Source organism: Agathobaculum butyriciproducens (assembly GCA_003096535.1).
Classification (GTDB): Bacteria; Bacillota; Clostridia; order Oscillospirales; family Butyricicoccaceae; genus Agathobaculum; species Agathobaculum butyriciproducens.
The window spans coordinates 1-24,144 of sequence record QEKJ01000014.1; the positions used below are offsets into that span (position 1 = coordinate 1).

The following is a 24,144-nucleotide window of genomic DNA, read 5'->3' on the forward strand; positions in this document are numbered from 1 at the left end:
AGGTTGATAGGTCAGGAGTGGAAGTGCAGTAATGTATGGAGCGGACTGATACTAATAGGCCGAGGGCTTGACCTTAAATGTTAGGTAACCTCGAAGAAAAAAGCATTGCGAGTAGGATTGTTCAGTTTTGAGGGTGTAAATCTTCAAAAGTAGGTGTTAATGGTGACGAGGGTACACCTGTTCCCATTCCGAACACAGTAGTTAAGCTCGTTTACGGTGACAATACTTGGCTGGCGACGGCCCGGGAAGATAACTCAACGCCTACATCTAAGCAGCAACGAAAGTTGCTGCTTTTTCTATACTACTGAGAGGAAAAGCGCCGATGTATCAGTATATTTTATTTGATTTGGATGGCACACTTACCGATTCACGCGAGGGCATTACTAAATCGGTGCAGTATGCGCTGGATAAAATGGGCATCCACGAGCCGGAGCTGAAACCGCTGGAACGCTTTATCGGTCCTCCGCTGTACGATGAGTTCCGCCGCAGCTATGGATTTGACGACGCGCAGGCCAAGCAGGCCATTGCGTTTTACCGCGAGCGGTTCGGTGTGGTAGGCTGGAAGGAGAACATGCTCTACAACGGGATTCCGGAGCTGCTGAAGGCATTGACGGACGCCGGAAAGACCCTGTCTACTGCATCGTCCAAACCAGCGTTTTTCATTGATAAAATCGTCAAATATTTTAATATTGACCAGTATTTTACCGTGGTTTCCGGCGCAACGCTGGATGGCACGATCGGCACGAAGGCACAGGTTACGCAGCAGGCGCTCGACCGTCTGCGGGTGCAGGATCTGTCACAGGCTGTGCTGGTCGGTGACCGCCTGCACGACGTGGAAGGCGCGAAGCAATGCGGCATTGACTGCATCGGCGTGACGTTCGGCTTTGGCGACCGCGAGGAGCTGGAGGACGCAGGCGCGAAGCATGTGGTCGACCGTGTGGAAGAGCTGCTGCCGCTGCTGCTCTGAATTCCCATAAAAAGCTGTCTTTTGAGACAGCTTTTTTGTGTTTTCGGGCAGAGAAAACCGCGCAAAAATCTGCAAATTATGCAGGTTTTCTCTCCTATTATGGGGCACATTGTGCTATAATATAAACTGAATAAAAGTGCATTGAAAGGAGTTCTCTCCGTGGCAGATATTACCGTACAAAACCTGACCAAATATTATGGTGACCGCCTGATCCTCAAGGACATCTCGTTCGACATTCAGCCGGGCGAAAAGGTTGCTATTTTAGGCGCAAACGGCGCCGGAAAGACCACTTTGCTTAATATTTTGACCGGCCGGCTGTCGTATGACGGCGGACACGTTGCGTTCGGACAGGGACGAACCGCCGGTGTCATTGACCAGATGCCGGATTTTCCGCCGGAATCCACCGTGGAGGACATTCTCCGTTTGGCGTTCAAGGAGTCCGACGAAGTTGCGGCAGCAATGGATGCGCTGACCGACGAAATGACGCGCAAGCCGGATGACGCATCGCTGCTCAAGCGCTACGCGCAGCTGGAAACGCGGCTGGAAATCCTCGGCGGCTATAACCGCGATTACGAGATCAACCGCGTATGCAACGGTCTTGAAATCGCGCAGGAAATGCGTTCGCAGAAGTTTGACCTACTCTCCGGCGGCGAAAAAACGCGCATCAACCTCGCCCGCATCATTCTTGAGCAGACCGATGTGCTGCTGCTCGATGAGCCGACCAACCACCTCGATATGGACGCTGTGGACTGGCTGGGCAATTACCTCGAGAATTACCGCGGCACCGTGCTCATTATCTCGCATGACCGCTGGTTTATCGATCAGTGCTGCGACCGCGTGATTGAAATCCACGATTGCACCTGCGATTTCTACAACGGCAACTACTCGTATTATGCAGTTGAGCGCGAGCGCCGCCGTGAGGAGCAGCTCAAGCACCACGAGCATGAGCTGGCCGAGAAAAAACGTCTGGAGGCGACCGCGCGTTCCATGCACGAGCACGGCACCGAGCATCTGGCGAAGCGTGCCGCGTCTATCGAGAAGCGCATTGCGCGTATGAAGGTCACTGACCGACCCAAGACCGACAAAAAGATGACCGTCACGTTTGGTGACCCGAACTACGAGACCGAGGAAGTGCTCAAGATTCGCGATATTACAAAAAGTTATGACGGACGAGAAATATTACACAATGTATCGTTCAACATCCGCAACCGCGAGCGCGTTGCGCTGCTTGGCGCAAACGGTGCCGGAAAGACCACTATGCTGAAAATCCTGCTCGGCGAGGAAGTGCCGGATGGCGGCGTCATCCGCAAGGGCGTTGGACTCAAGCCGGCGTATCTGCCGCAGCAGGTGTATTTTGCCAATCCGCACCGCAACCTCATCGACACGCTCATCTACGACAAGAATGTATCCATGCAGGTGGCGCGAAACCGGCTCGGTTCGTTCCAGTTTACCGGTGAAACCCAGCTGAAAACCGTAGATATGCTGTCCGGCGGTGAGAAAAGCCGTTTGCGCCTATGCGAGCTGATGTACGATCCGCTCAATCTGCTCATCCTCGACGAGCCGACCAACCACCTTGACCTTGCATCCCGCGAGTGGATTGAGGAGGCGGTTGAGGCATTCGACGGCACGCTGCTGTTTGTTTCGCATGACCGCTACTTCGTCGAGCGCTTTGCAACCCGCGTGCTGTATCTCGAAAACGGTCACCTGACCGATTTTATCGGCTCGTACAGCGCGTTCCTTGACTGGCGAGCCAAGGGCGGCGGCGCACTGCCGGAAGCGACTCCTGCACCGGCGCCCAAGAAGAAAAAGGCCGCTGTGCCGACGCTGGACGATGTGCCCAAGCCGCCTGAGAAGCCAAAGCGCACCGGCGGCACCAAGAATCTGCAGAAGCTGCTGAACACGCTCGAGCGCGAGATTTCGCAGCTGGAAACCCAGTCGTCCGACCTCGAACAGCAGATGGTGGACGCGGCATCGGATTCCGGCAAGCTGCTCGAACTGATGACTGAAAAGGAAGACTGTGACGAAAAACTCGCCGCAAAAATGGACGAATGGGAAGCCGTTGCGGCTGAGTTGGAGGAACTGCAATGAAAGAAAAAAGGGTATGGATAGGGCTTGCGGTGCTGTTTGCTGTCATTGGCGTGCCGCAGCTGTTCTGGAAGCCGTCGCGGTTCGGCGGTATTTTCCTGCTGGCGCTCGCTATCGGCTGTATGGGGGAATGGCTGATGCTTTGCGGACGCGAAAAGCATAAGGCGTGCCGCATTTTGTCGCGCGTGGGACGCGTACTGTTTGCATTGTTCGTGCTGTCGTTTGCGGCGGTGCAGGTGTTTGTGATCGGCATAGCATTCGACGAGGATGACCCGTCAGCTGCGCCGCAGGCGGATTGCTATCTGGTGCTGGGTGCGCTCGTCAATCCGAACGGACAGCCGTCGGCGGCTCTGGCGGCACGATGCGATACAGCAATCGCGGTGCTGAACGTCAATCCGGGCAGTCAGGCCATCCTGTGCGGCGGTCAGGGCGGCGATGAGCCGCGCACCGAAGCTGCAGCCATGCAGGATTACATGATCGCGCACGGTGCAGACGCAGAACGGCTGATCCTGGAGGACAAGTCGAGCACGACCATCCAGAATATCGCCAACGCAAAAAAGCTGCTGCCCGAGGGCGCAGCTGTTGCCGTAATTACAAATGATTATCATCTTGCCCGCGCACGCCGCCTGCTGGCGCATGCTGGTCTGGGTGACGCAGGCGTTCCCGCGAAAACGCCGTATCCGGGGCAGTGGATGGCGGTAAGGTGCCGCGAATACTGCTCCATCATGGGATTGATGTTCACCGGACGCTGGTAAACGCAATTTTAATGAATTTTCCGTGCTTCACACGATTTGGAGATAGAGTATGTTTGAAAAACTGAAAGTCTTAGCGGCGCGGCTGGATGAGCTGGAAATACGGCTTTCCGCGCCGGATTTATACGACGACCCCGACCGGGCGGCTAAGCTGCTGCGTGAGCGCAACGAACTTGAGCCAATCGTCACCGCGTTCCGCGAATACGAGCAGGCACAGCGCACGCTCGCGGACGCGACCGAAATGCTGTCCGACCCGGACATGAAGGAGCTGGCGCAGGAGGAGCTGCAACAGGCCAAGAGCGACATTGCCCGTCTGGAGGACGAACTGAAAATCCTGCTGCTGCCCAAGGACCCGAACGACGAGAAGAATATCTACGTTGAGATTCGCGGCGGTGCAGGCGGCGAGGAAAGCGCGCTGTTCGCGGCCGACCTGTACCGAATGTACACGATGTACGCCGATAAGCGCGGCTGGCAGACCGAGGTCATGAACAAATCCGAGACCGAGCTGGGCGGCTACAAGGAGATCGTGTTCCGCGTGGCAGGCGATAAGGTGTACTCGCGGCTCAAGTTCGAGAGCGGCGTACACCGCGTGCAGCGTGTGCCCGAGACCGAAAGTCAGGGCCGCGTGCACACCTCGACAACCACCGTGGCTGTCCTTCCCGAAGCGGAGGAACTCGACTTCTATATCGACCCGAAGGATTTACGCATCGACACGTTCCGCGCCTCCGGCGCGGGCGGTCAGCACATTAACAAGACCTCGTCCGCCATCCGCGTGACGCATATCCCGACCAACACGGTCGTCGAGTGTCAGGACGAGCGCAGCCAGCACAAGAACAAGGAGAAAGCGCTGTCCGTGCTGCGTTCGCGGCTGTACGAGGCCGAGGTGGAAAAGCAGCGTGCTGCCATCGCCGCTGACCGCAAAAGTCAGGTCGGCACCGGCGACCGCTCGGAGCGCATCCGCACCTACAATTTCCCGGAGAATCGCGTGTCCGATCACCGCATCAAGCGGACCATCTACAAGCTGGATCAGTTCCTGAACGGCGATATGGACGAGATTTTAGACGCACTCATCGCGGCTGACACAGCGGAAAAGCTGAAAGAGCAGAGCGAAATGTAACCTTAAAACTGGATTTTGTCTTCTTCATCGTCCCAGTCGCCCCACTTGTCCTCGGTCTGGCTCTTCAACTCAGCATTCAGATCGGACATGTCGCCGAATTCTACGCGGCAGATGATCTTGGTGCAGGTGGTGAACAGCACACGGACGTAAAACCGCTTGGGCATGCGCTCGTAAATGCGCGACGCGCTCTCCGTGCCGCCGGCCTTGGTCTGCGGGCTGTTGGCGATGTAGCCCACCTTGCCGATGTACGGCAGGAATGCACGGATGGCATCGCTGTCATACGGATTGCCCGGCTCCTTGATGCATCGGATAAGATTGCCGATCTTGAACGGTTCGAGGCCGTAATAGTGCTTAAAACCTGTTATCGTGACGAAAATGTTCTTGTTTTTTGCCATGCGAAGCACTCCTTTCTTTTATGATTGGAGTATAGCATGGTGAATGTCCGATAAACATCTCTTTGGCGGGAAACGGCATTGTCACCAAAGTGGAAGAAAAAGACCATTGATACCATAAATGGAAGTGTAAACTGATGAAAACAACTCTTTTGACACCGGAAACCGACGAAAACGCGGTAAAAACCGCCGCAGAGCTCATTCGAGCGGGCGAGGTCGTCGGCATGCCGACCGAAACCGTGTACGGCCTTGCGGCGAATGCGCTGAACGGCGAGGCGGTAAAGAAAATTTTCCTCGCGAAAGGCCGTCCGCAGGATAACCCGCTGATCGTCCACATCGCGGACTTTGACCAGATTTACGACCTGTGTCCGGCGGTTCCGCCGCAGGCCAAGCTGCTTGCAGACGCATTCTGGCCGGGTCCGCTGACCATGATTGTGCCCAAGGGCGACTGCATCCCGGACGAGGTTTCGTGCGGACTGGACACCGTGGGCATCCGCCTGCCGTCGCACCCGATGGCGCGGGCGCTCATTCACGAGAGCGGCGTACCGCTGGCAGCACCGTCCGCGAATACTTCGGGCAGACCGTCCACGACCACGGCGGCGCACGTTATGCACGATATGGACGGCAAGATCGCGGCCGTATTGGACGGCGGCGCGTGCGGCGTCGGTGTGGAAAGCACGGTAATCACGCTCGCGCTCGAGCGTCCGCGCCTGCTGCGTCCGGGCGGCATCACGCTCGAGCAGCTGCGCTCGGTGCTCGGTGAGGTGGATGTTGACCGCGCCCTGTACGAGAAGATCGGAGATGACGTGAAGGTGTCGGCGCCCGGCATGAAATACCGACATTATGCGCCGAAAGCGCCCGTAACGGTCGTGCGCGGCAACCCGCAGGACACGGCAAAGTACATTGCAGCGCATATCGGGGACTCCACCGGCGTGCTGTGCTTTGATGAGTACAAGAATATGTTCCCGAACTGCATCGTGGAGTGCTTCGGCTCGAGGGACGATCTTGGTGCACAGGCGCGCGAGGTATTCGACCGCCTGCGGGCGTTCGATGATACCAGCGTAACGCAGATTTGGGCGCAGTGCCCCTCAGATGAAGGTCTCGGTCTTGCAGTGGCGAACCGGATTAAGAAGGCGGCGGGATTCTCGATTATTGAGGTGTAAAAATGAATATACAACTGGCTGATTTGAAGCGGGAATATGATTTGCGAACGGTTTGGCCTAATGAAGCATACGATTTTACACCTTGGCTGGAAAATAATCTGAATTTACTGGGCGAAGCTATCGGTGTTGATTTGTGTTTTCGTGAGCGTGAATCGGCCGTAGGCAAGTTCAGCTTGGATATATTGGCTTCTGAAGAAGGAACCGATAATACCGTTGTGATCGAAAATCAACTGGAAAGTTCCAACCATACACATTTGGGTCAATTGCTGACCTATGCGGCTGGTAAAAGCGCAAAAATCATTGTATGGATTGTCAAACAGGCACGAGAAGAACACCGTCGAGCGATGGAATGGCTGAATGAGCATACAGACGATGAAACGGCGTTTTTCTTGGTGGAAGTGGAATTGTGGAGAATCGGGGATTCGGCTCCGGCAGTTCATTTTAATATTTTAGAACAGCCTAATAATTGGGCAAAACAAGTAAAGAATATATCTGCAACCGAAGGACAATTGCAATCTCGATTACTAAATTACTGGACAGATTTTAACGAATATGCGCAAAGCAACAAAAAGTTTATCGAGTATTTTAAGCTGAAAAAACCTCCGGTCAGGACATGGTACACTTTTAGCATTGGGGCATCGAGATATTCGCTTTCATTGAATGTCAATACACAGACCAATGAACAACGTGTAGAATTGTATATCAGTGACGATCAAGAGTTTTTTGAATACTTAGAAAAACATAGAGAAAATATTCAAGCTCAAATAGATATGCAACTCGAGTGGATGGCGCTGCCGAATAAGAAGGCAAGTCGTGTTCGCTTGCAAAGAAATATTCCGATATTTGACGAAACAAAAAAGGTAGATCAGTTTAACTGGTTTATCAAATATACCATACTTTTATATGATGTTTTCAAACCATATGTAGAGCAATGGAAGTGAAACTAATGAAAATCATCGGCTTGACCGGCGGCAGCGGCACAGGCAAAGGCACGGTCGCGGCGCGGATGCGCTCGCTCGGCGCGGGCTGGGTGGACGCGGATGCCGTCTATCGCACGCTCTGTGCGGAGAACCGAGAAATGCTGTCCGCGCTCGATACCGCCTTCGGCGGCGTAACCGACGCGAACGGCGTACTTGACCGTCCGAAACTCGCGAAAATCGTGTTTTCCGACCCTGCAAAGCTGCAGCAGCTCAACGAAATCACCACACCGTATATCCGCAAGGCGTCTCTCGATGCGATTCACGCGCAGAGCGCGTGTCCCATCGTGCTGTACGATGCGCCGACCCTGTTTGAAGCCGGTGCGGATGACTTCTGCGACAAAATCATCGCTGTGCTCGCGCCGCACGACACGCGCGTTGCCCGCATCATCGAGCGGGACGGTCTGTCCAATGAAGCCGCACGCGCCCGCATCGATGCGCAGCCGAACGACATGTTTTACCGCGAAAAATGCGATTTTATCATCGAAAACAACGGCGATCTCGATATGCTGTATCGGGACACCGATGCTTTATACAGTCAACTCATTAAGTGATTCGGATTAAAAAAGGAGAATGCAACATGACTTCCGAACAGCTTTTTTACGACAAAAAGACCGGCTTTGACCGTCTGACCGACGAGGACAAGCAGGGCATTCAGACCTACGCCGAGGGTTACAAAAAATTCCTTGACGAGAGCAAAACCGAGCGTGACGCTGTGCTGGAAATCGCCCGCATGGCTGAGAGCAAGGGCTTCCGTGCCTGGACGCGCGATGACACGCTTCGTCCGGGCGACAAGATCTACCGCATCAACCGTCACAAGGGCATCATGCTGGCTGTTATTGGCGAAAAGAGCCTCGCCGAGGGCGTGCGCCTGACCGCCGCGCACCTCGATGCGCCGCGTGTTGATATCCGCACCGTGCCGCTGTACGAGGACAACGGCATGGCGTTCTTCAAGACCCACTACTACGGCGGCATCAAGAAGTATCAGTGGACGGCCATTCCGCTCGAGCTGCGCGGCGTTGTCTGCGTGTGCGAGAACGGCGAGGTCAAGCGCGTGCAGGTGCGCGTAGGCGACAAGCCGACCGACCCGAAGTTCGTTATCACCGACCTGCTGCCGCACCTTGCTACCGAACAGATGACCCGCAAGGCGACCGAGGTGATCAAGGGCGAGGGTCTGAACATCCTCATCGGCTCGGTTCCGAGCGAAACCGTGGACGAAAAGTGCAGCGAGAAGATCAAACTCGCCATTATGGAGCACCTTAACCGCGAGTACGGCATGACCGAAGCGGATTTCCTGTCTGCAGAGCTGTGCTGTGTTCCGGCGTTCAATGCCTGCGACATCGGCTTTGACCGCTCGTTTGTTGGCGCGTACGGCCACGACGACCGCGTTTGTTCCTATCCGGCAGCAACCTCTCTGTTCGACCTGACCGAGACTCCGGCACATACCGGCGTCTGCCTGCTGGTGGACAAGGAGGAGATCGGCTCGGACGGCGTAACCGGCATGCAGTCCCGCGCGTTCGACACCTTTATGGCAGATCTCTGCCGCGCCCAGGACGTGCTGCTCGACGAGTGCTTTGAGAACTCGGTCTGCCTGTCTGCCGACGTTTGCAATGCCTTTGACCCTAACTATCCGGATGTCTCCGAGAAGCGCAACGATGCGCGCGCAAACTGCGGCTTCGCGCTCGTCAAGTACACGGGCGCACGCGGCAAGTCCGGCACCTCGGATGCAACCGCCGAGCTGATGGCGCGCATTCGCTGCATCTTTGACAAGGCGGGCGTTATCTGGCAGACCGGTCAGCTTGGCAAGGTCGATCAGGGCGGCGGCGGCACGGTTGCCATGTACCTTGCAAACCGCAACATTGACACCGTAGACGCAGGCGTTCCGGTGCTCTCCATGCACGCACCGTTCGAGTGCATTGCCAAGCTGGATCTGTATATGGCATACAAGGGCTTTGGTGCGTTCTACCGCGATTAAACGAGATAAAACGGAGGTTTTACCATGCTGTTGATTCAAAACGGACGGGTTCTCGACCCGTATACGCAGATGGATGCGCTGTGTGATGTGCTGATCGGTGACGACGGCGTTATCGCGCAGGTGGCAGAGCACATCGACGCGCCCGCAGGCTGCACGGTGTATGACGCGAGCGGGCTGACGGTATCTCCCGGCTTTGTGGACGGCCATGTGCACTTCCGCGATCCGGGTCAGACCCAGAAAGAGGATGTGCTGACCGGTGCGGCGGCAGCAGCCGCGGGCGGCTACGCCACGGTAATCTGCATGGCGAACACCGTGCCGACCTGTGACACACCCGAGATTATCCGCTACGTTACCGACAAGGCGAAGGACTGTCCGGTGCAGGTTTTGCAGGCAGGCTCGGTCACCAAGGGCCTGAAAGGGCAGGAGCTGACCGACTTTGACGCACTGCTCGAAGCGGGCGCGCCGTGCCTGACCGATGACGGCATCAACCTGACGAGTGCGGCGCTGTGCCGCACCGCCATGGCGGAAGCCGCCAAGCGCGGCACGCTGCTCTCCTTCCACGAGGAGGAGCCGTCGCTCGTGCCGTCTCCGGGTGTCAACTACGGCTCGGCGGCCGCCAAGCATTTCGGCGTACCGGGCGCAATGGCGAGCGCGGAATCTGCAATGATCGGCCGTGACATTGCGCTGGCGCTCGATACCGGTGCGCGCGTGCTGTTCCAGCACGTTTCGTCCGCGCAGTCTGTCGCGCTCATTCGAGCGGGCAAGGCGATGGGCGCGAAGATTTACGCCGAGGTCACGCCGCATCATCTGTCGCTGACCGAGGATGATGTGCCGGTACACGGCACTTATGCGCGCATGAATCCGCCGCTCCGCAAGGAGGCTGACCGTCAGGCGCTGATTGCGGCTCTGGCGGACGGCACCATCGACATGGTGGCAACCGACCATGCACCGCACACCGCGGAGGAGAAGGCTCGCGAGTTCGCAAAGGCGCCGTCCGGCATCACCGGCCTGGAAACCGCGTTCTCGGTGTGCAATACTTACCTTGTCCAGACCGGAAAGCTCACGCCGATGCAGCTCGTGGACCGCATGAGCAAAGCACCTGCCGAAATCTACGGCCTGACCGACCGTGCTGTGCAGGCAGGCAATTTCGCCCGTCTGGTGCTGCTGGACTGGGATACTGAGAAGGTATACGAAACGTATAAATCCAAGGGAATCAACACACCGTATACCAGCAAAAAACTCACTGGTTCGCCGAAGGCGATCGTTACCGGAGCAAAAGTTACCGAATAAAGCCTGAAAAGGGACCCGAGAGGGTCCCTTTTTGACATTCTGCGCGGAAGTAAAAAACTTGCGAAAAAAATTTGCAAAACCTATTGACAAATAAGCTGTATCCGCGCTATAATATACAAGCTGATTGCGATAAACCATCCAAACAGCGTGTACCAGCATTTTATATTCCTCAATAGCTCAGTTGGTAGAGCATGCGGCTGTTAACCGCAGGGTCGTTGGTTCGAGTCCAACTTGAGGAGCCACTTTATAGGGGTATAGCTCAGCTGGTAGAGCATCGGTCTCCAAAACCGAGTGCCGTGGGTTCGATCCCTACTGCCCCTGCCAATGCTGCTATAGCTCAGTCGGTAGAGTGCATCCTTGGTAAGGATGAGGTCACCAGTTCAAATCTGGTTAGCAGCTCCATGAAGAACCGCTTGTAAGCGGTTCTTTTTTTATGAAAAATTCTGCAAAATAAGGGAGAAAAACAGGTATGAAGCTGCGAAACTCTTTGCTTCTGCTGCTGACGGCCACGATTTGGGGTGTGGCGTTCGTGGCGCAGAGCGTCGGCATGGATTATGTCGGCCCGTTCACCTTTGTGTTCGCGCGCAACGTCATCGGCGGACTGGTCCTGCTGCCGGTCATCGCGGTGCTGGGCAAAAGTGGCGGCCCGCATCCGAAGCAAGCGCCCGAGGAGCGCCGCAAAGCCCGCAAAACGCTCGTTATCGGCGGTATGTGCTGTGGCACGGCGCTGTGCGCGGGCAGCATCACCCAGCAGTTCGCGCTGCTGTATACGCCGGTCGGCAAGGCCGGATTCCTCACCGCGTGCTACATCCTGATCGTGCCGCTGCTCGGCCTGCTGTTCGGCCGCAGATGCGGTGTGAAGCACTGGTGCGGCGTTGCGCTGGCGATGGCCGGGCTGTACTTCCTGTGCATGACGGGCGGCAGCTTCGGCTTCGCGATGGGCGACCTCATCGGCCTGTCGTGTGCGCTGCTGTTCTCCATCCATATCACAGTCATCGACCATTTTTCACCGATGGTGGACGGCGTGAAGATGTCCTGCATCCAGTTTTTCTTCTGTGCGATCTTATCGGGTATTGGTATGCTGATCTTCGAGCAGCCGAGCTTCGCGAACATCCTCGCGGCATGGAAGCCCATCCTGTATGCAGGCGCGATGTCATCCGGCGTGGGCTATACCCTGCAGATTGTCGGTCAGAAGGGCATGAACCCGGCGGTAGCATCGCTTATCATGAGTTTGGAGTCGGTTATCTCGGTTATCGCAGGCTGGCTTATTCTCGGTCAGGCGCTGTCCGGCCGAGAGATTTTCGGCTGTGTGCTGATGTTTGGCGCTATCGTGCTGGCACAGCTGCCGGAACGGAAAAAACAGAGCGTATAATGCAAAAGACAGACTGAGAGACGATTATTTACCGTCTCTCAGTCTGTCAAAAAAGTATTATTTTAATTTTTACGCTTCGTGCGGCAGCACGCATAAAATAGAATTTGCGAAGCAAATTCATAAATTCCGGGAGCATGTATCTCGGAATTTATACAAGGGAAGAAAAAATGTGCCCGTAGGGCGCGGTTTTTCTTCAGTATTCGCTCGAAAGCGTGGTTTCGAGCGAGAGGCTGCTCGGAAAACGTTAGTTTTTCGACAGCCTCAGAGACGGTTATTTACCGTCTCTTTTTTGCGTTTTGTGCTCGCCAATCATCGTATAGAGCGCTTCCAGCGCATCCGAAAGCGTGCCGACCTCATCAATCAGTCCGAGTGCGGCGGCCTGATTGCCGGAGATCACAGTGCCGACATCGGCGGTCAGCTGACCGGTTTCGCGCATAAGCTGCTGCAGACGCTCGGCGGTGATATGTGAGTGCGAGGTGATGAAATCCACGATGCGCTCCTGAATTTTCGCCAGATACTCGAATGCCTGCGGCACAGCAATGATCGTGCCGTTCATCCGCACCGGATGAATGGTCATGGCGGCGGAAACGGCGATAAAGCTCTTTTTAGCGGCAACGGCCAGCGGTACGCCGATCGAATGCCCGCCGCCGAGCACGAGCGACACGGTCGGCTTTTTCATGCCCGCGATCAGCTCAGCGATGGCAAGTCCGGCTTCCACATCGCCGCCGACTGTGTTGAGCAGAACCAGCAGACCGTCGATTTCGTCGGTCTGCTCAACTGCCGCAATCTGCGGGATGAGGTGCTCGTACTTGGTGGTTTTGTTCTGTGCGGGAAGTTCCATGTGGCCCTCGATCTGGCCGACAATGGTGATGCAGTGTATCGTTCCGCGCGATGTTTTTGCCGTAATCGAGCCGGTTTCCGCGATGGCATTCTGTTCCGGTGCGGCAATAGACGGGGTTTCTTCGGACATAGATGATCCCTCCTGAAGTGGTGAATTTGCCCTGCTCACAAGTTTTCCACAAGGTGCGGTGGATTATGCAACGGTGGTTTTTCCACAGCCGATATTACAATGCGTAGTCGAAAAACCGAGATATACGGCGGCCTGCGAGGGTGTATACAAAAAGTTATCCACTTTATGCACAAGGTTATCCCCAGGTACCCTGTGGAAAGTCCTGTGGATAAAGTGGATAGCCAGTTTTTGCGACAGGTTTTTACAGCGGTATCCTGCGGAGGGGGAGTGGCAGCCAATCTTTGGCTCGGTGGTTCGCCGTACCCACGACGGTGGGCACAAGGGTGGACACCAAGGTTTCCACCCTTGTGAATCCCGTTTCCTTTATTCCTAATCTGGCGAAAATCAGAGAGCGGCGACTGCTCCGAAAAGGGGAACGGCAGAGGATTTTTTCTTCCACATGGACGCGCGTTGCGCGCCATGTATCCGCATATTCGCAGGGTCGGATACATTTCTGCTACATAGGCGGGTTACTCTCAGCAGGGTGCGGCATAACAGTGCCGCACGATTCGTTAGCGAGTTGTGATAGACAGGGCCTGCGCAAGATAAATTATACCAAACGATAGACTCGCAGGTGCCGTCCGTTATAACGTGCCAAAGAGTTGCGCAACACTGTTATCCCCCAGGGGACCTTCTCTTGCCCTTCGGGCAATTCACCTTGTGTTGCGCCTGCGGAGACCCTCCGGTCTGTGTAGCAGTACGCTATCTGTGAACTGCGAATATTTCACGAAAGTCACGCAATGGTAACCCGACTGCCGTTCCCCTTTTTCGGAGCGGTCGCCGGTCTCTGGTTTGCGCCAGACTATCTAACAAGGGAAAGGCAGGAGTTCAAAGCGGAAGGGCACTCATTTAATCCGCGCACGGCGCGGAAACAAGGTTTAGCAGCCTACGGGCAAATCGTAGGTGTCCCTTCCTCTTTGTCCCCGCCGCGGACGCGGCAGTCTCCCGCGCTCCGCAGAGCGCAACTCCCCGCCCGTTAGGGGCGAACACGCTTGCGCAGTTCGTGTACCCTGCAAAATCGGTGCAGAAAAGACTGCCGCCCAGACAGAGCGTATCGCTCACGCGACTCGTGTGCCCCGGTCACCCGGTGCAGAAAAGGTGCCGCCCGGACAGGGTGAACCGCTTACGCGGTTCAAGCGCACCAGTCAATCAGCGCAAAATAATGGATAGCTACCGCTGTTCGACAAACACCACTTGCCGTTCCACTCTAAATTTGCTACAATAGAAATACATATATGTACAGCTTGGCTGTGCATATGCTGCAAAATGACAAAAATTATGGAGTTGATACCAATGAGCAATCCTATCGTTACGATTGAAATGGAAAACGGCGGCGTAATCCGTGCAGAGCTGTACCCGGAAGTTGCACCGAACACGGTTCGCAACTTTGTTTCTCTGGTGCAGAAGGGCTTTTATGACGGCACGATCTTCCATCGTGTTATCCCGGGCTTTATGATCCAGGGCGGCGACCCGGAAGGCACCGGCATGGGAGGCCCGGGTTATGAGATCCGCGGCGAGTTTACCGCAAACGGCTTCCAGAACGACTTGAACCACACCCGCGGTGTTCTGTCTATGGCGCGTACCGCTGCACCGGACTCCGCAGGCAGCCAGTTCTTCATCATGACCGAGGACGCACCGCATCTGGACGGTCAGTACGCTTCCTTCGGCATGGTTATCGACGGCATGGACATTGTTGACGCCATCGTCAACACCAAGCGCGACTGGCACGACCGTCCGCGCGAGGAGCAGAAGATGAAGTCCGTTACCGTGGATACGCAGGGCGTAGAGTACGAGGCTCCGGAGACCCTGTAACAGAGGGAGAGGATCGGTATTGTACTATACCAATAAGGAGACTTTTGTCCTGTCTGCGGACGGCTGCATGGATACCGAACGCGGCGGACTGGAATCCATTCTGGCCGGCAACGACGAGGGCGCAAAAGGCTGCTGTTTTTCGGTTGCCATGTCGGCAGACGGTATTGCCGTGCTTTCGTCGGACGGCTGTGCTGCCGCGCCCGACGGCACGAGGCTGCCCGTCAGCGATTACAGCTACGCGGAGCTGCATCAGGCGGCGCCGCAGCTGACGCCGGTTAGTCAGGCAATCGAGCTGGCACGCACCTGTCAGGGCAAGATTGCCATTACCGTGCACGATCAGACCATGCTGCGGCAACTGCGTATGACGCTACGGTATGCGGATTGTCTGGATGACACGATCATCATCGGTCTGGGACTGGTAGAAGCGGCTCGTGTTGCGTCTGCCAATCCGGATTTACATATCATGGGTGAGCTGCCCAATCTGCCGAGCGAGATTGACGCGCTGGTCAATGCCGCGCAGACAACCGGTTTGTTCGGTCTGAGGGCCGAGCCGAAGGATTTATCCGAGCGGCTGGTTTCGGCGTGCCGACAGGCGGGGCTGTTCACCATGAGCCGATGCACGGACGATCCCAATACGCTTGCGGAACTCATACGCAAAGGCGTAAACTTTATCGAAACACGCCGGCCGGACATTACGGCGGCGCTGCTGCCTGCCGGTGAGGCTGAACCGCACGGTATTCCGCTGAGATACTGATGAAATCCCGTAAAAGGACGCACATAGTGCGTCCTTTTAAAGTTAATTCGCGCGATAGCGCATATCAAATAGAATTTGCTGTGCAAATTCTAAAAATCCGGGGACATGTGCCGCGCAAGGATAGCGTTTGGATTTTTGACTTATAGAGGGAAAAAGTTTCGACTATCGGGAGGAACTTTTGGACGACTTTGGAACGGCCTGCGGTCCGTTCCTCTTGTCGGCGAAACTGCAGTTTTGCGACAGCCTGAGGGCGGACCAACGGTCCGCCCTTTTTCTATCCCTTTCCGCTTGAAATCCTGCAAAATTTGCGTAAATTTCAGTACCACCCACTGTCAGAATGTGCTATACTTAATATGTATAGGTGCCTGCACCTGTCAACCAATATTTGCATCATTTTAGGTAGGAGAGCTCCATGAGATCACTGCGAATTTTACCGGCGCTGCTGCTCCTTTTGCTGCTGGGCGGCTGTGTGTTTCCTTCGGGCGATGAGCTGCTAGCTGCGCCCAAACCATCTAGCAATTACCAAAGCCTGCAGACTGAGCTGGAAAAGCAGCTGGCACAGGGCGTATCCTACGCCTCGCCGAGCGAGGGCGAAAACCGTTCGTCTATTCAGCTTGCCGATCTGGACAACGACGGCGTAGAGGAGGCCATTACGTTTTTCCGCGGTGCCACCTCGGCGACGAGTAACAAATTTACGGTAGCTGTTTACCGCAAGCAGGATGACAGCTACGTCTGCACCGGCACGATCGACGGCCGCGGAACGGCATTGCGTTCGGTCGAATTTCCGGTGCTTGAGCCGAGCGGCAAGCGCGGCATGGTCCTCACCTGGCGCTTGCCGGGAGACGGAACAGGTGCGCTTACCATGTGCGATTTTGACGAAAACTGCACGCCGGGTATCATTCTTGAAACCGAATATACCGCTATGGAGCTGACCGATCTGACCGGCAACGGCGCAAAGGATCTGCTGCTGATTACGAGCGATACCTCCGGCAAGCGCGTGGCACGCCTGTATCAGTATGACAACGGCTCCATGCTGCCGGCCGGTGAGACGGCGACCAGTCAGGGGACAGCTGCGGTTGAGCGCATGCAGTCCGGCCGTGTGCAGGACAGCAAGACCGCCGTGTTCGCTGAGGAAAAGGTGGCGAATGGCGCCGGTCTGACGACGGATATTTTCGTCTACTCGAACGACACGCTGCGCAATCTGGCACTGGACGGCGAGGATACCGCCAGCCACAGCACCTACCGTCCGGTGGCGGTCTACGCGAGCGACGTCAACGGCGACGGCATCACCGAGCTGCCGCGCGCCGTGCTGATGGCGGGCTATAAGGACACATCCTCGTCCGATGCGGTGTATATGCTCGACTGGTATGCCTACGGCATCGGCAAGGTTCCGACCAAGGTTGCCACCACTTATCAGAACATTTCGGATGCGTGGAGCCTGCTGATCGACCAGAAATGGCATGACCGCATCACCGCAATCAAGGTAAGCGACGGCGGACTCAGCTATGTGGAATTTTTTGAGTACCGCAAGAACAAAATGTCCATCCCGCTGTTTAACATTTACTGCGCGACCGGCTCCAACCGTGAATACTACGCCGAGCGCACCGATCTGATCCAGCTGGGACAGACCACGCAGGCCATCTACTTCGCCAAGCTGACAAATGAAGGCGAGCAGAGCGAGCTGGCGCTGACCGGAGACGAGATCAAAGCCCGATTCTCGCTGGTCAACCAGGCGTGGAACAATTAAGAATCATCAAACGCCGCAGAAACGCGGCAGTTACCAATAAGCGCTAAAAGTACAGGAGGATATTACAATGAAGCGCAAAATTCTGGTTCTGGAAGATGAAGAGAATATCCGCTCCTTTCTGGTTCTCAACCTGAAACGCAGCGGTTACGAGGTAATAGAGGCCGAAACCGGCGAAATAGCACTGGAAAAGTACCATGAAAATCAGGATATCGCGGTTGCGGTGCTGGATGTTATGTTGCCCGGTATCGACGGATACGAGGTCTGCCGCGCCATGCGCGGCGCGGGCTATCAGGCGGGTGTTATCATGCTGACTGCCCGCACGCAGGAAGCGGATAAGGTAACCGGTCTGATGAACGGTGCGGACGATTATGTCACCAAGCCGTTTTCGGTTATTGAACTGGCGGCTCGTGTGGACGCGCTGTACCGCCGCGTATCCGGTTCGCCGTTCTCCGAGGATGACGTGATCAAGTCCGGTCCGTTCAAGCTCAATCTGCGTGCCCGTGAGGTGCTCAAGAACGGTGTGAAGATTGAGCTGACGCAGATCGAATACGGTCTGCTCAAGGCGTTCATGCAGAACATCGGCAAGGCGCTTTCGCGCGATGAGCTGCTCGAAATGGTCTGGGGACACCACTATGTGGGCGAGCTGAAGATTGTGGATGTGAATATCCGCCGTCTGCGGATTAAAATTGAGGATTCGCCGGCGGACCCGACCCATATTGTAACGGTCCGCGGCTACGGTTATATGTGGGAGGGCTGATATAGCCAATCGCCGCGCCCGCGGCGGGGGGAACGGCGGCGGTTTCGCCGCGGAAACCAAAAGGGTAGACACCTGCGGTTTCTACCCTCTTGGAACTCCCGTTTCCCTTTGTTTCCTAATCTGGTGCAGACCAGAGACCGGCGACCGCTCCGAAATAGGAGAACGGCAGAGGATTTTTTCTGCCGTAGGGGAGCACGGAGTGCTCCCATGTCCTAACCGATGCGCAGTGTCAGACAGCATACTGCTACACAGGCGGTTTTATCTTCGCAGGCGCGACACAAGGTGAATTGCCCGAAGGGCAAGAGAAGGTCCCCTGGGGGATAACAGTGTCGCGCAATTCGTTAGCACGTTATTATAGATAGCACCTGCGGAAGATGAACAATACGCCCGTTCCCCTATAGTCTCAGTTATGAATTATCGCCGTGCCCTCTAAGGGAAAGAGGAAGATTCACAAGAAGGAGGAAACCGTAGGTTGCTTCCTTCTTGTGCCCCGCCGGGTAGGCGAATTCCCGCGCGGCGTCAGCGCACATTCTGCCGCTTGGTAAGCGGCATCAGAAAGGTCATTTTCTATGACAAATCGCAAGCAAAAACGCAAACCGGAACCGTCTCCGAAGCCGGAGGCACCAAAGGTGCAGCACTCGCCGGGCGGTATCAAGGGCCGCTGGCTGGTGAACTCTTTGTCCTTCGTGCTCGTTATTCTGGCCGTTGTGGTTATTTTGATCTCTGTCGGCGTTTCAGGGTATTACTATGCCACTGTGCGCGACAACCTCGCGTCACGCGCGGCGACCACGTCGGACACATTCCGCAAATACTTCACCGATACCTACGATCAGTTTTACACGCAGGCGGAGGCAACCGTCACCACATTTCAGGATCAGGACAAGTTTGAACAGCAGTTTCTGGACGCAAACGGCCGCATTCTGCTGTCCACCTCCGGATTATCCGGTGGCGGCGTTGCTTCGACCGAGGATGCATCGCAGGCGCTTTCCGGTCAGAAAACCGCGGTTTTCACCGGCAGAGACCCGCTTTCCGGCGAGCGCGTGATGAGCGTCACAGCGCCGCTGCTGAGTGCGCGCGGCGATCTGGTCGGCGGCGTGCGGTATATCACCTCGCTGCGTATCGTCGAACGGCAGATCTGGATGATCGTTGGCTTCTCTCTGCTGGCGTGCCTGCTGTTCCTCATGCTGGTTGTGGCGTCGAACAGTTATTTTATCCGGTCGATCGTCGATCCGGTGCTCAAGATCAACACCATCGCCAAGGAGATCGCGGCCGGACGTTACGGCGTGCGGCTGCAGAAGACCTATGATGACGAGATTGGTGAGCTGTGCGATACCATCAATTATATGTCGGACGAGATCAGTCGCGCCGAACGCATGAAAAACGATTTCATTTCTTCGGTTTCACACGAACTGCGTACACCGCTGACCGCTATCGGCGGTTGGAGTGAGACACTGCTGGCCGGCGGCGGCGAGGACCCGGAGGAGGTCATGCAGGGCCTGACGATCATCCAGAAGGAGGCGGGCCGTCTGACCCGCATGGTCGAGGAGCTGCTGGACTTTGCGCGCATCGAATCCGGCCGCATGAAGCTGGAGATCGAGACGTTTGATATGTCCATCGAGCTGTATGAAGCGGTTTATATGTATGAAAACCTGCTCAAAAAGAGCGGAATCCGCCTGCTGTACGACGAAGATGTGGATGCAAACTACTACATCAACGGCGATCGCCACCGCATGAAGCAGGTGTTTTTGAATATTCTGGACAACGCCGCGAAATACGGCGGCGACGGCAAGCAGATTGATATTGACCTTAAACGTGACGGCGGCAACATCGTCGCGTCTGTGCGCGACTACGGTCAGGGTATTCCCGAAGCTGAGCTGCCGTTCGTCAAGGAGAAATTCTACAAGGGGTCATCCAAGCAGCGAGGCAGCGGCATCGGCCTTGCCGTGACAGAGGAAATCGTTTCCATGCACGGCGGCACGCTGGATATTGCGTCCGAGGTCGGCAAGGGAACGACGGTTACCGTCACCCTGCCGTCTGCCAAGTCCGAGGAGGCGCTCGGCATTACCGGTGCCATTTCGAAGGCACCTGAAACCCCGTTTACCGAAGGAGAGCATTCATGACAACGCAAAAGAAAACCACCATCGGCGGTCAGGCGATCATCGAGGGTATTGTAATGAAGGGACCCAAGAAGTCCTGCACGGTCGTGCGCAGGGCGAACGGCGAGCTTGTCAGCAAGACCGAACCGACGCCGAGCCGTGCCCCGATTTGGGAAAAGCCAATCTTTCGCGGCGCGTATACGCTGTTTACCGCCATGAAGGAGGGTATGCAGGCCATCAACTATTCCGCGTCCTTCTTTGAGGACGAGGAAGCCGATGTGCCGCCGTCCAAGTTTGAACTCTGGCTGGAAAAGAAATTCGGCTCGGAGGGTCTGAACAAGATCATCCTGAGCATTTCAACTGTCATCGGCATTGCCCTGCCGATCGGCCTGTTCATCCTGCTGCCGAGCTTTCTCGGCGGTTTTGTGCCGAAAACCTGGGGTGTGCTCGCGCGCAATGTGCTCGAGGGCTGCGTGCGCGTCATTCTGTTCCTGCTGTTCATGTGGTCGGTGTCGCATATGAAGGATATTCGCCGCACGTTCGAGTACCACGGCGCAGAGCACAAGACCATTTTCTGCTACGAAGCAGGCGAAGAACTGACCGTTGAAAATGTTCGCAAACAGGGCAAATACCACCCGAGATGCGGCACCAGCTTCATGTTTGTGCTGATTATCATTGCGACTATCGTTTCGTCGATCGTCTTTTCCATCATCGACATTACCAATCCGTTCCTGCGTATGCTCGCGCATTTGATCCTGCTGCCGCTTGTTGTCGGCATAAGCTACGAGTTTAACCGCTACGCCGGCCGCTCGGAGAGCCTGCTCTCGCGTGCGCTGCGCTGGCCGGGACTGATGGTGCAGCACCTGACCGTATTTGAGCCGGACGATTCCATGATCGAGGTTGCGATCACCGCGATGAAGGCGGTCATTCCGGGCGACGGCTCGGACGAGTGGTAAGCGCCATGCACTATTATTTTGCGCCGATGGAAGGCGTGACCGGCGCGGTCTATCGCCGGACGCACCACGAATTTTTCTCAGGTGTGGACAAGTATTTCATGCCGTTTATCACACCGACCACAAATGAAAAGCTGACGCCGCGGCAAAAGCGCGATGTCCTGCCGGAGTACAACGAGGGCGTGCCTGCGGTTCCGCAGCTGCTCACCAAGTCTGCCGCGGACTGCATCTGGGCGGTGAATGCACTGCATGACCTCGGGTATCCCGAGGTCAATCTCAATCTTGGCTGTCCGTCCGGCACGGTGACGGCCAAGGGAAAGGGAGCCGGATTTCTCGCACATCCGGACGAGCTGGACCGGTTTTTTGACGAAGTTTTCGCAAAATGCGAGGGGATTTCGGTAAAAACCCGTCTCGGCGTGCATGAGGCAAGCGAGTTTGACAAGCTGCTCGAGATTTACAACCGCTATCCCATCACCGAGCTGACCATCCATCCGCGCGTACGGCAGGATTTCTACAAGGGCAGGGTCCGGGAGGCAGACTTTGCGGCGGCGCTGCCGCGCTGCAGCATGCCCGTGTGCTACAACGGCGATCTCATCACCGAGCGGGATGTGAGCACCGTCAGCGAACGCTATCCCGATTTACCGGCGGTGATGATCGGCCGTGCGCTGATCGCCGATCCGTCTCTCGTGGCGCGCATGACCGGCGGCAAGGCCGCAGACGCAAAAATGCTCGAGACCTTCCACGATACATTGTTCGTGCGCTACTGCGAAGCCTTCGGTGACAGCCGGATTGCCATGCTCCGCATGAAGGAAATCTGGTTTTATCATCTGAATCTGTTTGAAAACAGCGAAAAAACGGGTAAAGCAATTAAAAAAGCAAAAAATGCCGCAGAATTTCAGTCGGCAGCCGCAGCCGTGTTCCGCGATTGCAGGGTGCGGGCGAACGCCGTGCCGCTGTGGTTCAAACCCGCGTAAATTTTAGGAGTTGACCCTGTGTGACCAAGACTATCAACGATGTTTACATGCAGCTTTTCCGCCGCTTGAAAGAGGGCGGTGACCCGATGCCGCAGCTGACCGCGCGGGAGATCACCGCCTACGCCTGCAAAGCAGACAAAAAGCAGACAGCCGGCTGGTCCCATTTCTACGTTGAGGATACGACTGTGGACTACGCCGGTCTGCTGTGCGACCGCTGTCTGGACGGCGAGCCGCTGGCGTACATTATCGGCGAATGGGATTTTTACGGCCTGACCTTCAAGGTGGACCGTTCGGTGCTCATTCCGCGCTCGGATACCGAGCGCCTGTGCGAGCTGGTCATTGAGCAGGCCAAAGAGCGGGTTTCACCTCGTATTCTCGATTTGTGCTGCGGCTCGGGCTGCATCGGCATTGCGGCGGCGCACACGGTCGAGGATGCCCGCGTGACCGCGATCGACCTGTCGGACGGTGCGCTGCACATTACCCGCGAGAACGCCCGTGATCTGGGCGTGAGCAGCCGTTTGCTGACCATGAAGGCCGATGTCATGCACGCGCCTCCGCGCGGACTTGGGCAGTTTGATATCATCGTTTCCAATCCGCCGTACGTTACCGAGGACGAAATGCAGATGCTCGACCACAGTGTAGCCGATTTTGAGCCGCATGAGGCGCTTTACGGCGGCGAGGACGGTCTGGATTTCTATCATGCCATCTGCGACAGCTGGGGGGAGCTGCTGGTGCCGAACGGCAGGCTGCTGTTCGAGTGCGGCTGGCATCAGGCCGACGACGTGGCAGGCATCATGCAGCGGCACGGCTACAAGGATGTCACTATCACCGAGGATTACAGCGGTGTGCCGCGCATTGTGTATGGCACAAATGCTCGTCCGGATGTGGATTTGACGAGGGATGCGTAAATCGGGATTTATTAAGGAGGATATGGATGAAACTGTTTTTATGTTCGCACTTTTCAAGTGTAGGAAGTTTGATAAAAGAAGAAATTGATAACAAGAAAGTCGCATTTATTCCCACAGCTTCGCTGCGTGAAGGCTATACCGGTTATGTCGGCTCGGCTCGAAAGCTATTCAATAAACTGGGAGCAACCGTAACGGAAATTGATATTTTAACGGAGGCTTATTTAACGATACAGTCCGTTTTTGAAGATGCGGATGTGATCTATTTTACTGGTGGAAATTCTTTCTTCCTTATGGATCAGCTCCGTAAAACGGGAACGGATGAGCTATTGAAGAAGGAATTGGCAAAGGGAAAACTGATGATCGGTGAATCGGCGGGTGCGATTATATGCGCTCCAACTATCCAATATATCGAACAAATGGATGAAAAGCCGGAGGACTACTCACAAGAAGATGATGCAGGGCTTGATTTGATTGATTTCTATGTTCTTCCGCATTATCTTACAGCACCATTTAAGAAAGTTACTGAGAAAATAATGACTGAATTTTCGGATTTGAATCTATGCCCAATTAACAACCGTCAGGGAATTGTAATCGATGGTGAAGGTTCAAAGGTTATTTGCAAAGACTAATTTGAAAATCCCAGTTTGCAATACCGTTCACAAGGAATAAAAAGAAGGCACAGCCACCTGAACTGCACCAAAAGTTAGACAAAAATTCAACGAAAAAATTGTTCAAGCAACCGAAAGGGCTTGCTGTCTGTGAATTGCAGACGGCAGGCCCTTTAGTTTTGCGAGTGAGGGGTGCGGACAAAAATCCGTACTCCCAAAGGGCTCTCGAAAGGAGCCCTTTTGTGTATTCATATGAGAAAAAATCTATTGCATTAAAAGTATTTCATCAAACTAATTCTGAATCGTTTATCAGACAATGCGTGGCGTATCAGCTTGACCTCTTTCGGGTCAAGTCCTACTTTCTTCAGCACATCGGAAAAGTTTAAAATCGCCATGACAGCCTCTCCTTTTTCTCTTTCCATCTACAGTTTATCAT

Annotated in this window: 22 protein-coding genes, 3 tRNA genes and 1 rRNA gene; 23 read left to right on the forward strand and 3 right to left on the reverse strand. The window is 55.5% G+C overall.

What is annotated here, in order from left to right:
• Positions 1 to 149: 149 nt before the first annotated feature.
• The 5 genes from rrf to prfA all read left to right on the forward strand — a co-directional run bounded on the left by rrf (position 150) and on the right by prfA (position 4,921).
• Positions 150 to 266: ribosomal RNA gene (gene rrf / locus C7386_RS09760) — 5S ribosomal RNA — on the forward strand.
• 56 nt (positions 267 to 322) lie between these two features.
• Positions 323 to 967 (forward strand): HAD family hydrolase, encoded by a 645-nt coding sequence (locus tag C7386_RS09765; RefSeq protein ID WP_110435781.1) that lies wholly within the window; start codon positions 323 to 325, stop codon positions 965 to 967.
• Positions 968 to 1,126: 159 nt separating this feature from the next.
• The gene (abc-f, locus tag C7386_RS09770) at positions 1,127 to 3,055 is read left to right on the forward strand and encodes a ribosomal protection-like ABC-F family protein (RefSeq protein ID WP_116705414.1); all 1,929 of its coding nucleotides are present in this window, start codon (positions 1,127 to 1,129) and stop codon (positions 3,053 to 3,055) included.
• Positions 3,052 to 3,807, forward strand: a complete 756-nt coding sequence (locus C7386_RS09775; protein WP_116705415.1) for a YdcF family protein — start codon at positions 3,052 to 3,054, stop codon at positions 3,805 to 3,807. The genes abc-f and C7386_RS09775 overlap by 4 nt, the downstream gene beginning before the upstream one ends.
• 49 nt (positions 3,808 to 3,856) lie before the next feature.
• Positions 3,857 to 4,921, forward strand: a complete 1,065-nt coding sequence (gene prfA, locus C7386_RS09780) for a peptide chain release factor 1 (protein ID WP_110435784.1) — start codon at positions 3,857 to 3,859, stop codon at positions 4,919 to 4,921.
• Between the two features lie 2 nt (positions 4,922 to 4,923).
• On the opposite strand, the gene C7386_RS09785 is transcribed toward prfA, so the two are convergent.
• A complete protein-coding gene (locus tag C7386_RS09785; RefSeq protein ID WP_207655869.1) occupies positions 4,924 to 5,316 on the reverse strand; it encodes an HIRAN domain-containing protein in 393 nt (130 codons plus the stop codon).
• 134 nt (positions 5,317 to 5,450) lie between these two features.
• On the opposite strand from C7386_RS09785, the gene C7386_RS09790 reads away from it, so the two are divergent.
• The 9 genes from C7386_RS09790 to C7386_RS09830 all read left to right on the forward strand — a co-directional run bounded on the left by C7386_RS09790 (position 5,451) and on the right by C7386_RS09830 (position 12,090).
• On the forward strand, positions 5,451 to 6,476 hold the full coding sequence (locus C7386_RS09790; protein ID WP_110435785.1) for an L-threonylcarbamoyladenylate synthase: 1,026 nt from the start codon (positions 5,451 to 5,453) through the stop codon (positions 6,474 to 6,476).
• Between the two features lie 2 nt (positions 6,477 to 6,478).
• Positions 6,479 to 7,417 (forward strand): DUF4268 domain-containing protein, encoded by a 939-nt coding sequence (locus C7386_RS09795; RefSeq protein ID WP_116705416.1) that lies wholly within the window; start codon positions 6,479 to 6,481, stop codon positions 7,415 to 7,417.
• Complete coding sequence (gene coaE, locus C7386_RS09800; protein ID WP_110435787.1) at positions 7,408 to 8,007, forward strand: dephospho-CoA kinase; 600 nt, start codon at positions 7,408 to 7,410, stop codon at positions 8,005 to 8,007. The genes C7386_RS09795 and coaE overlap by 10 nt, the downstream gene beginning before the upstream one ends.
• A 26-nt stretch (positions 8,008 to 8,033) precedes the next feature.
• Positions 8,034 to 9,428: an aminopeptidase gene (locus C7386_RS09805; protein WP_110435788.1), complete on the forward strand. Its 1,395-nt coding sequence runs from the start codon at positions 8,034 to 8,036 to the stop codon at positions 9,426 to 9,428.
• Positions 9,429 to 9,452: 24 nt separating this feature from the next.
• Positions 9,453 to 10,718, forward strand: coding sequence for a dihydroorotase (locus C7386_RS09810; protein ID WP_116705417.1), 1,266 nt, complete (start codon positions 9,453 to 9,455; stop codon positions 10,716 to 10,718).
• Between the two features lie 166 nt (positions 10,719 to 10,884).
• A tRNA-Asn gene (locus C7386_RS09815) sits at positions 10,885 to 10,960 on the forward strand.
• Positions 10,961 to 10,966: 6 nt separating this feature from the next.
• Positions 10,967 to 11,042 (forward strand) — tRNA-Trp (locus C7386_RS09820).
• A 2-nt stretch (positions 11,043 to 11,044) separates the two neighbouring features.
• Positions 11,045 to 11,120 (forward strand) — tRNA-Thr (locus tag C7386_RS09825).
• A gap of 67 nt (positions 11,121 to 11,187) precedes the next feature.
• Positions 11,188 to 12,090 carry a DMT family transporter gene (locus tag C7386_RS09830; RefSeq protein ID WP_110437170.1) on the forward strand — a complete coding sequence of 301 codons (903 nt, stop codon included), beginning with the start codon at positions 11,188 to 11,190 and terminating at the stop codon, positions 12,088 to 12,090.
• Positions 12,091 to 12,361: 271 nt separating this feature from the next.
• On the opposite strand, the gene C7386_RS09835 is transcribed toward C7386_RS09830, so the two are convergent.
• On the reverse strand, positions 12,362 to 13,060 hold the full coding sequence (locus tag C7386_RS09835; RefSeq protein WP_116705418.1) for a ClpP family protease: 699 nt from the start codon (positions 13,058 to 13,060) through the stop codon (positions 12,362 to 12,364).
• A 1,332-nt stretch (positions 13,061 to 14,392) separates the two neighbouring features.
• Here C7386_RS09835 and C7386_RS09840 point away from each other — a divergent pair.
• The 9 genes from C7386_RS09840 (at position 14,393) to C7386_RS09880 (ending at position 23,729) form a co-directional block, all read left to right on the forward strand.
• The gene (locus C7386_RS09840) at positions 14,393 to 14,911 is read left to right on the forward strand and encodes a peptidylprolyl isomerase (protein WP_110435791.1); all 519 of its coding nucleotides are present in this window, start codon (positions 14,393 to 14,395) and stop codon (positions 14,909 to 14,911) included.
• 19 nt (positions 14,912 to 14,930) lie between these two features.
• Positions 14,931 to 15,665: a hypothetical protein gene (locus tag C7386_RS09845; RefSeq protein WP_116705419.1), complete on the forward strand. Its 735-nt coding sequence runs from the start codon at positions 14,931 to 14,933 to the stop codon at positions 15,663 to 15,665.
• Between the two features lie 412 nt (positions 15,666 to 16,077).
• Positions 16,078 to 17,412 (forward strand): hypothetical protein, encoded by a 1,335-nt coding sequence (locus tag C7386_RS09850; RefSeq protein WP_116705420.1) that lies wholly within the window; start codon positions 16,078 to 16,080, stop codon positions 17,410 to 17,412.
• A 67-nt stretch (positions 17,413 to 17,479) separates the two neighbouring features.
• Positions 17,480 to 18,169, forward strand: a complete 690-nt coding sequence (locus C7386_RS09855) for a response regulator transcription factor (RefSeq protein WP_110435794.1) — start codon at positions 17,480 to 17,482, stop codon at positions 18,167 to 18,169.
• A gap of 569 nt (positions 18,170 to 18,738) precedes the next feature.
• Entirely contained in the window at positions 18,739 to 20,289 is a 1,551-nt protein-coding gene (locus C7386_RS09860; RefSeq protein WP_116705421.1) for an ATP-binding protein, read from the forward strand.
• Positions 20,286 to 21,221 (forward strand): DUF1385 domain-containing protein, encoded by a 936-nt coding sequence (locus tag C7386_RS09865; protein ID WP_116705422.1) that lies wholly within the window; start codon positions 20,286 to 20,288, stop codon positions 21,219 to 21,221. The genes C7386_RS09860 and C7386_RS09865 overlap by 4 nt, the downstream gene beginning before the upstream one ends.
• Before the next feature lie 5 nt (positions 21,222 to 21,226).
• The gene (locus tag C7386_RS09870; protein WP_318261278.1) at positions 21,227 to 22,192 is read left to right on the forward strand and encodes a tRNA-dihydrouridine synthase family protein; all 966 of its coding nucleotides are present in this window, start codon (positions 21,227 to 21,229) and stop codon (positions 22,190 to 22,192) included.
• Between the two features lie 20 nt (positions 22,193 to 22,212).
• Positions 22,213 to 23,100, forward strand: coding sequence for a peptide chain release factor N(5)-glutamine methyltransferase (prmC, locus tag C7386_RS09875; RefSeq protein WP_116705423.1), 888 nt, complete (start codon positions 22,213 to 22,215; stop codon positions 23,098 to 23,100).
• A gap of 26 nt (positions 23,101 to 23,126) precedes the next feature.
• Positions 23,127 to 23,729, forward strand: a complete 603-nt coding sequence (locus C7386_RS09880) for a Type 1 glutamine amidotransferase-like domain-containing protein (RefSeq protein ID WP_116705424.1) — start codon at positions 23,127 to 23,129, stop codon at positions 23,727 to 23,729.
• 251 nt (positions 23,730 to 23,980) lie between these two features.
• Here the strand turns inward: C7386_RS09880 and C7386_RS09885 are convergent, their stop codons facing one another.
• Positions 23,981 to 24,130, reverse strand: a complete 150-nt coding sequence (locus tag C7386_RS09885) for a hypothetical protein (protein WP_318261279.1) — start codon at positions 24,128 to 24,130, stop codon at positions 23,981 to 23,983.
• Positions 24,131 to 24,144 lie beyond the last annotated feature (14 nt).